We start from the raw sequence: 12947 nt of genomic DNA on the forward strand, positions 1-12947 counted from the left end.
CGCGCCCGCCGCACGCCCGGTCCACCCCTGGTTCCCCGCCCCGCCCGTCCCACTCCGGGAAATCGAGACGGGGCGCCGGATCCGGGCCCGAGGGCTCCCCTCACCGAAGGGAGGCGATGAGGACGATGAGGACGACGATGGCCAGGATCGCCGCGCCCCCGCCCCCCAACACCAACCAGGCCGGATCCACCCGGGGGCGGGCCCCGGTTTCCCCCGCCTCCGACGGTCTCCCACCGGTCGTCGGCATAGGTGACGGGGGTGACGGGAGTGGCGAAGGTGACGGGGGTGGGGGCGCGGGTGGTTGTCGGGGGAGGTCGGGGGTCCGCCGGACGGGCCGGTCGGCCAGGTGGCGGACGACCCGTCGCCACGCCTCGGGGGGAAGGTCGGGAGGACGGCCGGTGACCGGTTCCAGCACGGCGTGGCGGAGCCAGGGGTCCGCCACGTGGTCCGGCGCGTCGAGCGCGGCGCGGAACAGCACGTCCAGGTCGTGGCGGTACCGGTCGTCCCGGGCCAGGGGGGCGACGGTCCGGGTGAACAGGTCGGCCAGCCGGCGGATGTCCTCCTCCCCACGGCCCCACCGCTCGTGGCCGTCCCCGGCGCCCTCCAGCAGGCGGGGGAGCAGGCGGAGCACTTGTCCGCACACCTCGTGCCGCGCCCGCGGGCCCCGGATCTCCGCCCGCGTCGCGTCGGCCAGCCGGTCGAGCCGCTCGTTCACCTCCTGCCGGGACATGTCGTGGGCCCGCCCGAGTTCCTCCAGGTGCAGGCGGTCGGCCCGGTCCTCGGGGTCGTGCGGGTCGGCCCGGTCGTGGGGGGCGTGCCCCTCGTACGGGGCGTGCGGGGCACGCCCGTCGTACACGGTCGAGCCGCCCGGGAGGTGGGACGCAGGGGCGTCCCAACCGGCGTGGCGCCCCGCGTGATCGGGTCGGGGACGCGCCGGGGGCTCACCGGCACGGTGACGGGTGGGGGCGGCGCCGGGGCCCGGGGTGTCCGCGCGCGAGGGGCCGGGACCGGTGTATCCCGCCCCGTCGGCCCGTCGCGGCGTGGCCCGCCCCTCCGGCGGAACGGGTTCCTGCTCCGCCGGGGAGCGACGGATCGGCCGGGCGTCCCCCCGCGCACCACCCCGGAGCCGCCGCTCCAACCATTCGCACCGATCGGGCCATCCCATGTCGGTGGACCGGGGCAGCCACGTGTCCAGCGCGGGCGTCGCCGACCGTTTGCCGACGTTCCGCAGCATCTCCTCCACCAACCGGCGGGCCGACTCGTGCTCGGAGCCGTTCCCGGGCGGTTGGGCGCCGTCAAGCCTGGCCGGCGCGTCGGCTCCACCCTGCCCCGCCTCCCAGCGCGGTACGCAGGTCAGGTCCAGGGGGTGGGTGTCGGTCGTGTCGTGGGTGGCGAACGTCCACGGTCTGCCCCTCCAGGTGCCGAAGAGAAGGTGCAGCCCGAGGTACAGGACGGGGACCGACTCGTGGTCGGGCAGGAGGGAGCGGGAGTCGTCGACGAGCAGCGACACCCGTCGCGCCGGGTCGCGCAGCCAGGTGGCGGTGACCGCCGCCAGGGCGTCCCCGACCCGGTGCAGTTCGGCGGACAAGTCCTCCCGGAACGTGCTCCCGAACGCGATGACCCGGTCGGCGGACAGTAGCGGTAACGCCCCCCACCCCCCGCCCTCGGCGTCCACCGGGGTTCTCGCGAGGCGCCGGGTGAGGCCCAGGCACACCGGCGTGGTCAGGACGTCCGCCGATCCCGTGAGCACCAGGCTCTCGGTACTGGGGCGACCGGCACCGTCCGTGTGGGGCCGTCGGGCGATGAGCGCCACGTTCCCCTCCGGGGTCGTGATGCGCACGAAACTCCGGCGCCCCTCGTGGTTGTCCGGGACCCAGAGCAGGGGTGAGATGTGCGCCCCGAGGCGCTCGGCAGCTTCCCTGGAGCAGGAGGCCGCGACCGGTCCCATGCCGGTGCGCGGGATGCCGTGGTTGCCCCCCCACCGGAACAGGACCTGATCCACGGCGCCCCCACCGGCCACCGGCCGTCCGCCCGCCGGCCGGTTGTCCGCACCTCCCGGGGGCCCGGGACGGCCCGGCTGCCCGGAGGACTCCGGCCGTTTCGATCGATGGGTGTCGCTCATCGCGGCTCCCCTCCCCCCGCGGGTTCCGTTCCGCCGCCGAGGACATCCGCCCCGCTCGGCAGCGGGATCAGACCGTTCATCGCCAGCAGTGAGACCAACGGCCCCAGGACCCTGCGGGCCTCGGCGCCGGCCGGGTACCGTCCGGCGTCGTCCCGGGCCCCGGTCGCGGAGGCGACGTGCAGGGTGCAGCGGCGGATCGTGTCGAAGGGACTCAGCCACGCCTGGCCGGCGTGTCGGCGCAGGAAGCCGTACACGTCCCCGCTCTCCTCCCGGATCAGGTCGGGGTCCAGGCCGGTGGGCTCCGGTTCTGCCCACCACCGGTCGACGGGTGGGTGGAATCGCAGGAGGTCCGCCTTGCCGACCACCATCGCCGCCGTGATGTCGCTGTACGGGCCGTTCCGGGGAAGTCGGTCCAGGACGGTGGCGAAGGCCGGGTCCCCGTTCGGGTTCACTTCCAGGTTCATCGGTTTCCGCAGGTGGTCCAGGTGGGGCAGGGGCAGGGCCGACAGCGGGTCCACGACGAAGATCATGGCGTCGACCCCGAGCAGGAACCGCAGGGCCCCGTCGGTCCGCACGAGGTCCTCACCGGCCAGGTCGAAGAAGGCGACCGGCCGGGTCCTCCCCCCGGCGTCGGTGATCAGCAGGGCCTCCTCGAAACGGGCGAACCCGTTCATCGTCTCGGTGTGTCCCAGCACCCGTCCGGCGCGCAGCGGCTGCACCCGATCGCGCACGAACCGCGCGTGCTGTTCCGGGTTGACCGACCGCCAGGTGAGACCGTGGGGTTCGAGGCCGCCGTCGATGATCTCCGCGATAATCCGGGTCAGCAGGTGGCTCTTGCCGCTGGCGGACGCCCCGACCATCGCCACCGTCAAGGGCCGGCCGTGCACCAGGTGGGGCACGGCGATGAAGTGTTCGGGGGAGCGGGGATCGGCCGAGCACCGTTGCACCGCGCCCCGCAGGATGTCCTCCCGGCTCAGGACGTTGTCCAACTCGGCCGGGTCCAGGGGTTGGTACTGCTTTCTGCTGTCGGTGACGAACAGCGCGTGCGGATCGAACCGGATGGTCCGCAGGCAGTGGGGGCAGAGCACCTCCCCGGTCGACTCCCCCGGGGCCCCGCCGTCCTCCCCCTCCGGCGGTCGCGGGGGTGAGGTGGAGGCGACCCGCCGTTTGAGCCGCAGCGTCTCCTCGAACGCCTGCCGGTGGGGGTGGGGCGCCCCGCCGTCCCCCGGGGGGCGGACCGGTCTCCGGCCGGCTCCGGGGAACAGGCGGTCGAGCAGTTCCGTCGGAGTGGGGCGGTCCGCCGCCAGGGGCGCGAAGGCGCCCCGCAGCATCCCGTCGAGCACCCGGTACTCGGCGAGGTCGGGAGGGGGTCCGTCCGGGGGGCCCGGTCGACCCGACGCCATCCGGTAGAGCACCCGGGCGGCGCTCCAGACCATGTCCCCGACCTCGACGAGCCCCCGCCCGGCACCCTGTTCGGGGGAACGGTAGGGCTTCCGGCCCCACGGACTCCGGGGGCGGCCGACGGTCTCCGCGCCCTCCAGTCCCCAGAGCTGGACCGACGAGCCGTCCCAGAAGACCGTCGCGGGGGAGATCCCGCGCAGAACCAGCGAGAGATCCTCCAGGACACACAGGGCGGACACCAGTCCCCGGGCCAGGGCTCGTTGATCGGTCGCGGACATCACCCGGGTGACCGACAGGAGCGTGCCCCGGGGCGGGGCGTACAGCAGGAAGGGTTCGCCGGTGTCCGTCTCGTGGCCGAGCGGTTCCGGGAAAAGAGCGGCGTGCTCCGTGCCGGCGAGCGCCCCGTGCAATCCGAGGGCGGCGCGGATCTCCGTGTCCAGCAGGGCCCGCGTCGCCGAGTCGGACGCCCGTTCGGGGACCGGCCGCACCCGGAGGCAGCGTTGCCTCCCCTCCCCGAGCAGGACCGGGCCCACCAGGTGGGGCAGCGAGGGGTCCCGGAGCCGCTCCGGGCCGATCCGGGCGGTGGTGACCCGGCGCCGGCCGGCGGGGTCGGTGAAGGCGAGGGGGGTCCCCGGCTCGACCTCCCGTCCGGCCGACGGGCGGTGGGGTGTGGTCGTCACAGGTCCCCACCGTCCCACCGACCGTCCGGACCGGTGCGACCGGTGCCGGGGAGGTCGCCGAGCGGGTGGGCCCCGGTGTCCTCGTCCTCACGGCTCTGCACGGTGACGACCGTGCCGAGCCGCAGGGGGGTGAGACGCAGGATGCCCGCGTAACGCCCCGAGGAGGTCCACAGGAGGTCACCGGGGAGCGCGGTGCCCCCGGCCGTGGTGCCGGCGAACTCCTCGCGCATCGCCCGTGGGGCGAACCTGATCCACACCGCCGCCGAGGGGTCCCGGCCGAGCGAGGACAGCTGCTCCGGGGAGGAGAGCTGGACGACGGCCCGACGGTCCGCCTCGGCCCCCACCACGTCGGCGACCCTTCCCGGGTCGGTGCCCAGCAGGCGGGCCGAGGCGGGACGCGCCCGGTGCGGGGATCCGAACGGCGGCGGCACCACCACGCCGTTGTGGCGCAGATGCCGGCGGGCCCGTGCCAGCAACTCCCGGACCCGCTCCTCCGTGCTCCGGACGGCGACCGCGCCGGCGCTGCCGCGCACGACGGCGCCCCAGTGGGGGGCCAGGGCGAGGAGAACCGCTTGTCGCAGGTCGTCACCGAGCGCGGAGACCAGGTCCGGGCCGCCCTCCCCCGCCTCCCGGTCGAGCCAGTGCGGGGTGCCGGCCCCCCGGTCCCCCGGGGGGTCTGTCGCGGCTTCCCGGTCGCCGGGGCCACCGGGGCCATCGGGGTCGGGACGGTCCCGGGGCCCGGGGAGGCCGGGGTCCCCGGACGGCGTCCACGCCTCCGTGGGAGTCTCCCCCCACCGGACTCCCGGCGGCTCGTCCCCGAGGGCGGCGGGGTCCCCGTTGAACCGGTGCCGTTCCCCCCACCCCCGCTCTCCCCGCCCCGGGGCCTCCCACTCGTGTGTCGACCAGCCCTGCGCGGCCCAGTCCTCCTCCGCCGGGTCCCCGCCCGGCTCCGGGGGGAACCACGAGACGACGGGCGACGATCCGTTCCCCTCCGCCGCTCCCCGGGCCAGCCGGACCGGGGACGGGCGCGGCGGCCGGGCCTCCCGCGCCGCCGCCGAGGCCGTGGCCAGCAGCATCCCGGCGACCGCCCGGGCGGCGTCGGCACAGTCCAGCCGTTCCCCGACGGCCCAGCACTCCCGCGCGACCCCGGCGACCCCGGCGTCGGTGTCCTCCAGTTCCCGGCGCAGCCGGGCGATCCCCGCGTGCGCGCCGGAGGAGGCGACCATCGCCCGCCACCAGCGCCGCACCACCAGCACCATCGTCACGCCCCCCACCACCGCGGCGAGGGCCCCCCACCCGAGCGGGGGCCGGAGCGGGTGCGCCACCGCCACACCGCCGGCCGCCCCGAGGAAGGCGGCGGCGATCGCGACCGGGGCGCACCGCGCGAACCGGCGGGTCGTGTCCCCCGCCCCCCCGAGGTTCCGGGAGGCGCGGACGCCGGCCAGCACGGCGATCGCGAACAGCAGCGGGAGCAGGACGGCGAGCGGCGCGTACGGACCGTGCCACAGCGCGCCGAGGAACCCGCCGAGGGCACCGCCGCCGATCATCACCGGGGCGACGGGGGCCGGGGCGGCCGCCGCCGGATCGTGGCCCGACCCGTCGCCCGACCGGGCGGCCCGGTCGGGCGACGGGTCGCCAGCGGGCACCGGGTCCATCCGTCCGGCCAGCACGGTGAGGCACCGGGCGACCGTGCGAAGGGGAGTCCCCCGCTCCAGGAGCCGTTCGGTGAAGTCCCGGAGCGCCTCCCCCGCCCGGTCCCCCACCCCCTCGGCCGGGGGAACCCGCACCCCGAGGAGGTGCAGCCGGGTGCCCGCCGCGGCCGGTGAGGACTCCACGTCGAGGCTCTCCCGACGGGCCCGGTCGGCGAGGTCCCGGTACCCGGCCAGTGCCTCGTCGGCCCGCTCCCGGTTCTCCTCCGGCGCCCGGGGGCCCGTGCTCCGCCACAGGGCGGAGAGCAAGCGCGCCGCCTCCAGATCCTCCTCCATCACGTCGAGCGCCTCCCGACAGGCGCGATACAGGGTGTCGGCCCGGCCGCCCGGTTCCCGGTGCGTCCCCTCCCCGCCCACCCGGCGGGTCATCAGGTCCCGCAGGGAGGAGGGTGGTTCGACGCCCTCCCACGGGGATCCCCCCGCGCCCGGTGCGCCGTCGTCCTCCTCGCCGGCGAAGCGCACGAGGGCATCGCGCCAGGCCCGCTCGCGCACCTCGGGGGAGACGTCCTGCTCGACCAGGCGCACGCCCGGCGAGGCGACCCCGTCGGGCGTGGCGGCGAGCGCGTCCAACACCTCGGCGAACACGTCGGGGATCGAGAGCAGGTCCACGAGGACGGCCAGCGCCCCCGGGTCGTCGGGGGCGCCCCGCTCCCGCGGGGTGCGACCGGCCTGCAGGTCGTCCGCCCACACCAGGGCGATGCCGGGGGACCGCAGGACGGACGGGCGGACCAACCGGTCCCGCCGACGCTCCTCCCCGGCCCCCCGCCCGGTGGGGGCCTCCCCGACGACGAGGACGAGGATCCGGACCTCCTCGGCCTCCGGGTGGGTGGCGATCACCTCGTACTGCCGCCGGTGCGCCGACAGGCCCTCCGGGGTGTCCACGACCAGGAAGGCGGTGTCACCGGTGTCCGAGGGGTCGTCCGGCGCCGATCGGCGGTCGATCTCGGCCCGCAGCGCGGCGTGGTCGAGCAGCCGTTCTCCATCGGAGCGCAGGTCCAGGGGGATGACGGAGCCGACGGTGGGGACGGTCCTCATCACCGATCACCGCCGGTGCCGGGGGCGCGGTGGTCGTCACCGGAAGGAGACCCCGAGGGGGATCCGGAGGAGAATCCGACGGGGGAGTCCCACCGGTCGGCCCCGGCGGCGGGGGAGTCCCCGGGGAAGTCCCCAAAGCCGTTCCCGTGGGGACGGTCACGGTCCCCCGGGTGGGGTTCGGCCCGGCCCGGGAAGCCTCCGGTCCGCGGCGCGGTGCCCCAATCGTCCTCGTCGTCGTCGGGGGCGACCGGCGCGCGGAAGGGCTCCGCGAGCGGGCCCGACAGCGACTCCCCCCGCACGTGATCGAGGAGAGTGCGCAGGGTGGGCTGGATCGCGCCCTCCCGCCCGAAGGGGGTGTCCAGCGCGTCCGGCAGCGTCCGGGTCCAGAACTCCCACAGCGGTGCGATCCAGCGTTCGGTCCGCTCCCCGGACTCCCGCCGGTACCGTTCCAGGAGTTCCACCTGTCGGGGGGCGATCTTCTCCACCAGGTCGAGGAAGAGGGGGTCGGGTTCGGCGGTGCCGCCGGACAGGGCCGCCGGGCGGACCTCCATCAGCGTGCGGCAGTAGTCCTCGACGGTGCGCTCGTGGTCCACGACGGTCCAGCGCTCATAGGTGCGCAGCAGGTCGGCCCAGCTCGACACCCCGCCGGAGAACTCCCCCGGACGCAGCGTCACGCTCGGCGCGTCGGGGGCCCGTCCGGGGTGTAGGCGCAGCCGCACCCGCCTCGGCGAGGCCGGATCGCCGTCCACCACCTCCACCTGGCCGTTCCACATGCAGCACAGCAGGTTGTGCAGGATGACGCGACGGTCCTCCTCGGAACTCACCAGCCAGTGGTCGCGGTGGCCGAGCCGCTGTCGCCAGGCGAGCAGGTCCTGGGGCTGCTCCTCCTTCCGGGCCCTGGCCCAGCGCCGCAGCAGCGTGCGGGCCTCGGGCACCTGGAGCAGCCCCATCTCGCTGCGGAAGAGCACGACGGTGATCGACTCGCTGTCCACCCCCTGATAGGTCACCGTCCCGCCGGCCGGCAGCCGCAGCACCTTGCCCAGGTGGTCCTCCACCCGGCCCCGGGAACGGACCCGGGGGTAGGTGACCAGCACCCGCAGGGGGCCGGTCCCCTCGGGGACGAACCCGACCGGGAGCAGCCCGCTCAGCTTGCGGGAGAACAACTCGAGCGCCTCCCGGGTCACCTTGCCGTCGCTCTCCGCGTCCCCCGCGGCCGCCGACAGGAGGGTGGCCATCGACGGCAGCAGGGGGCGCTCCTCCCGGTGCTCGCCGCTCTCGACGAAGAGCCGGGTGAGCCGGCTCTCCACCATCCTCTTCACCTTCGCCACGGCGGCGTTCGGGTCGCGGCGGGCGGCGGCGTGGGCGTCGCGCCAGGCGTTCCCGTCGACCATGGCGAGCAGGAGCACGCCCTCGCCCTCGTGCTCCTCGACCCCCTCCTGTCGGGCGAGCCTCTTGACCACGTCCTCGTAGAAGTGCGCGAGGTTGCGCTGGGGCGGCAGCAGGTACGAGACGCCGGTGCGGTCCTCGTACAGCTCACGGCTCTTGCGGGCGGCCGTCCCCCGCTCCCCTTCCGCCCGTTCCAGCAGGGCCCTCGTCAGCCCCCGGACGTCGACGACGGCCCCCTCGGCCCGCGACCAGCGGCGCCGCTGCTCCCACCAGGCGCGGTGCCACAGGACGCGGGCGCGCCACCGGTACCACTCGTCCTGTGCCCGCAGGGTCGCCTGCACGTCGTCGTCGCCCCAGCGCACCGGGGCCATCCCGGCCATCGCGCCCCGCAGTCGGGGGATCGTCGGGGGCTGGGTGGTGATGTCCGGCGGGGCGGGGGGCTCGGCGGCCCGGTTCTCCAACATGCCGAGGAACCCCAGACGCACGATGGCGTTCGCGCTCCCGGGGTCGCCCCGCAGGACGCGTTCGGCCTGGAAGGGGTCCACCTTCCCGAGGAGTTTCTCCACGGCCGGGCCGGGGGCGAAGCCGTGGACCATCGAGGGGACCTCGCGGTCGAGCGAGGCACGGAGGTTGTGCAGCGCCCGCTCCATGTCCTCCTGCCGTTCCCGCAGTGCCTGCTCGACGGCCCTGGCACCACGCGGCACCGGGTCGGGCTCGGGCAGGTCCTCCGGTCGGCGGTGCCAGAGGTCCTCGATGTGGGAGTCGACGAAGAGTTGACGGATCATCTCCCTGGCCTCGTCGACGGGAACGGCGCGCTGCCGGTCCGACAGTTCCCCCACAGCCTGTGAGAGCAGGCGTCCGGCGACCAGATCGGCCAGCGGCTCGACCGGCACGGTCATGGAGGCGACCAGACTGGTGGAGACGCCCTGACGGCCGATGCCCGTGGCCGAGGGCAGGGCGCGGTGCACTCCGCGGTTGATGAAGTTCGCGGCGAAGGTCTGGTGGTCGTCGGTGCCCGTCGTCTCCCGGCCGCCCGGGGCGTCCGCCCCCAGTTCGGTGCCGATCAGGGACATCACCAGGGAGACGATGGAGCGGCGCAGGTCGTCCGCGCGGATTCCGGCCGTCGGGCTGAACAGGAAGGCGGTGGGCAACGCCCCGGTGCCCATCCGGATCGTCGTGGCACCGGGATAGCGGAGGGCGTCGCCGGCACCGTGCTCCGAGTCGCCGAGTTCGGCGTTCTCCGTCGGCGCGTTCTGGCTGTCCACCAGGCGGAACAGGTCGACGAGCGCCCGGGCGCCGTTGAGCTCCATCTCCCGTCCGTCGCCGTTGGTCCCGGCGAACGCCGACGGCATCATGACCAGGGGGTAGATCTTGACGCCCTCGAAGTGGCGGAGCCGGAAGGCGTGGTCGATCAGGTGCAGGTAGTCCAGGAAGATGCCGGCGCCGGTCCCGCCGGCGACGGAGAACGCCACGAAGACGTCGCATCCCGTGGTGTGGCCGCCGCCGAGTTCGCCCAGGTCTCCGGTGGACCTGGCGATCGTGTCGATCGCGTCGAGCAGGGGCTGCAGGATCGGGTTGAGGCCGTGCCGCAGCGTGGCGAAGAGCGCGGCCCGCCCGACGGTGGGCAGCTGACCCGCGCCGTTGCGCAACGGCGTGATCCTCGGCTCCCCCTCGCGGGGCGGGAGCCAGCCGGCGACCTCGTCGCGCAGCCCCGCCCTCAGCGTCCTGGTCACCTCCGGTGAGCTGTCGAAGTTCGGCAGCAGGTCGTGGGTCGCCCGTGAGGTGGAGGCGTAGGCGGGTCGCAGCGCGGCGTCCACCGTGAAGCGGGGAAGACGCTGCAAGTCGGTCTCGCTGTAGTCAGCGTACACGAACTGCAGACAGCCGGGCAGTTGGTGGGGCGCGTAGCCGTTCAGTCGGGTGAGGTCGGTGCCGTCCGGACCGCACAGTTCCGCGCGGAGTCGGTTCTCCAGCTCGGCGCCGATCAGGCCGCCGGTGCCGCCCAGTCCGACGAACAGCATCGGTTGGAAGATCTTCACTGGTTTCTCCCCCCGGGGTCGGGTCGCCGACCCCGTGATGGTGGTGGTGATGGCGCGGGTCCGGTGCCCGCGTGGCGCGTCCGTCGCCGGTGCGTGCGGCGGTGGTGGTTCCGCCGGTCGGGGGCCGCCGGGCGGGGCTCCCGCCCGGGAGGGCCGGGATGCGCCGGCCCTCCCGGGCGCGGTCACAGGTCGGGGTCGGGGGCTCCGGGCCGTCCCGTGGCCGCGCCGGTCGGGACGGCGGGACGTGTGTCGGGCCGGCGGCCCCCGGAGGTCCGGGAGCCGGCCTCGGCGGTGAGGTTCACTCCGTCGCCGAGCGGCACCCCTCCCCCGGGGGGCACCGGGAAACGGGCCCTGTCGGTCCGCTTGCGCAGCACCGGCGAGCCGGCGGCGTCGCGCCGGATCGCGTACCGCCCGTCGCGACGCCGCTCGATGCGCGGCGCACCGCCGGAGCGAACGACGTCGAACCCGTACCAGCCCCCGTCCCGGGAGGTGATCCGGTGCTCGCCGATGACGTCGCCGGTCCCGTCCAGCAGCCGGAGCACCAGACCGTGCGGGTCCCGGACGGTCCGGCGTCGCCGCATCAGGAGCACCACCGCGCCGACGAGGACGGCGAGCAGCGCCCCCGCCCCCGCCAGGAGCCCGCGGTACCTCTCCCAGGGGCCGGGCTCGGGGGTGACCGGTACGGACAGGATGTGGTGGTCCAGGACCCGGTCCCCGTCGTCCGCGTCAAGGACCCCGACGGTGGCCTCCAGCCGCAGTCCCTTCCCGGTGAGGTCGTCCCCGAAGAGGGGCGCGGGCGCCACCTCCAGGGTCACCTCCCGGCGCGTCGCCTCGCCGGGCTCCACCACGATCTCGGCGGGGGTCACGGTGAGCAGGCCCGCCTGCACGTCGGTGACGGACAGGCGCAGCGTCCGGGGGGTGTCCCCGGTGTTCCGCACGCTCAGGGTCCCGCCGATCACCCCGCCGGGGTGGGTCCGCTCCCCGGTCAGGGCGAGGGTGGCGGTCACGGTCGGCGAGACGGGGGCGACGCGTCCGCTCTCGGTGCGGGTGTCGGCGTTCAACCCCGGCACCGTGAGGGTGGCGGTGGCGCTCAGGACGCCGTCGGCGCTCTCCGGCACCGTCACCACGCCCGCGAACGCGCCGTCCCCGCCCACGGGGTCCGGGGTCTCGCCGTCGTCGGCGAGGTCCAGCTCCACGGGGTCGAAGCCGTCGCCGGTCAGCTCGCCCTCCACCCGCAGGCCGGCGTAGTCCCGCGGGTCGTCGATCCCGTACCCCTCGCGGGTCTGCAGGCGCATCGTCACCACGACCTCCCGGCCGGGACGCGGCGAGGGCGGGTCCATGGTGATCGCGCCGCGCAACTCGCCCTGCCACAGCACGCTGAGACCGACCGGTAGGGAACGGTGCCCCTCGGGGGCCTCGGCCCGCACCCGCCAGGTACCGGGCAGGGGATTGACGATCCGCAGCGCCTCGACGGTGCCGGAGGCCCCCGCCAGCTCGAAGTCGGAGTCGCCGTGGGTGCCGATGGTGGGGACCTCGTGGCCGGTGGGGTCCAGGTAGGTGATCTCCACCTCCGGATCACCCTTGTCCACGACGATGCTGCCCACGGTGGCGAGGGGGGAGATGTCGATCTCCATCGTGGCGGGCGGCCGTTCGCTGGGCCCCTCCTGGTGGCGCAGGCAGTGGGCGGCGGCGAAGATCTCCTCCAGCACCGGTCCGACATCGGCGGCGTCCGACAACCTGGCCGCTCTCGGCCGGGCCGAGGGCAGCTCGACGCAGCCGTCCTGGTATCCGCCGGCGGCGATGCGCTCGAGCTGCGCCTCGTCGGGCTCCGGGCCGAAGCCCAGCGGCCAGATCTGCACGCCCTGTTCGGCGGCTTTGCGGAGTTCCTCCTCCAGCTGCCGCTCGCCCTCGGCCTCCCGGTGCGCGGGGTGCCCGTAGTTCTCACTGTCGACGACGTCCATCTTCCCGTCGGTCAGCAGGAACAGCACGCGGGGCACCGAGGGGTCGGTCCCCTCGGTCAGTTCGTGCACCCCCTGCCGGATCGCGCTCGGGAAGTCGGTCCCGGTGCCCTCCCCCGCCCCGCGGATGCGCAGTTCCGCGACGCACGCGGCGATCGCCTCGCGGCCGGAGGCGTCCAGCCGCGTCCTCGGACAGGCGGGATCCACCGCGCTCTGACCCTTGTCCTCGGCCGCGGCGAACCCGAAGACGGTGACGTGCGAGGCGGAGGAGACGTCTCCCAGCGCGATGCGGGTGGCGGCGGCCTTCTCCGCCTCCAGGTCCGCCGGGGTGAGGCTGGCCGACACGTCCACCGCCACGACGTACTCCACAGCCGTGCCGGCCGGTCGGGGGTCCGCCACCGGCATCGGGTCGGGGCCGGTCGGAACGGCGAGCGCCCACGGCAGTGCCAGGGTGCACAGGAGCCCCGCGACGGTCCGGGAACCGCGCCGGGTGCCCGGCCCCCCACCGGCTCCCGGACTTCCTCTACCCGATCCTCTTCCCCTGCGTATGGTCATGGGTTCTCCCCCTCGGAGATCGTTCGCGCCCTCGGGACGCGGATGCGTGGGTGTGTCCGGGCGAT

5 protein-coding genes are annotated in these 12947 nt (G+C 75.3%); all 5 read right to left on the reverse strand.

The genetic code is table 11. The annotated features are described in order from the left end of the window. Positions 1-100: 100 nt before the first annotated feature. Positions 101-2002 carry a hypothetical protein gene (locus LZF96_RS19020; RefSeq protein ID WP_233874005.1) on the reverse strand — a complete coding sequence of 634 codons (1902 nt, stop codon included), beginning with the start codon at positions 2000-2002 and terminating at the stop codon, positions 101-103. Between the two features lie 116 nt (positions 2003-2118). After that, positions 2119-4203 carry a hypothetical protein gene (locus LZF96_RS19025; protein WP_233874009.1) on the reverse strand — a complete coding sequence of 695 codons (2085 nt, stop codon included), beginning with the start codon at positions 4201-4203 and terminating at the stop codon, positions 2119-2121. After that, positions 4200-6947, reverse strand: coding sequence for a hypothetical protein (locus tag LZF96_RS19030; RefSeq protein WP_233874013.1), 2748 nt, complete (start codon positions 6945-6947; stop codon positions 4200-4202). Before LZF96_RS19030 ends, LZF96_RS19025 begins: the two co-directional genes overlap by 4 nt. Continuing rightward, entirely contained in the window at positions 6947-10369 is a 3423-nt protein-coding gene (locus LZF96_RS19035) for a tubulin-like doman-containing protein (RefSeq protein ID WP_233874017.1), read from the reverse strand. The genes LZF96_RS19030 and LZF96_RS19035 overlap by 1 nt, the downstream gene beginning before the upstream one ends. 182 nt (positions 10370-10551) lie before the next feature. Further along, positions 10552-12882, reverse strand: a complete 2331-nt coding sequence (locus tag LZF96_RS19040; RefSeq protein WP_233874020.1) for a VWA domain-containing protein — start codon at positions 12880-12882, stop codon at positions 10552-10554. Positions 12883-12947 lie beyond the last annotated feature (65 nt).

It is taken from the genome of Streptomyces sp. ST2-7A (genome assembly GCF_021390475.1).
Lineage (GTDB): Bacteria > Actinomycetota > Actinomycetes > Streptomycetales > Streptomycetaceae > Streptomyces.

What these genes read in the sequence shown, in the direction of transcription:
- LZF96_RS19030 (WP_233874013.1), bottom strand. Translation starts at nt 6,947, where the DNA reads ATGAGGACCGTCCCCACCGTCGGCTCCGTCATCCCCCTGGACCTGCGC.
- LZF96_RS19040 (WP_233874020.1), bottom strand. Translation starts at nt 12,882, where the DNA reads ATGACCATACGCAGGGGAAGAGGATCGGGTAGAGGAAGTCCGGGAGCC.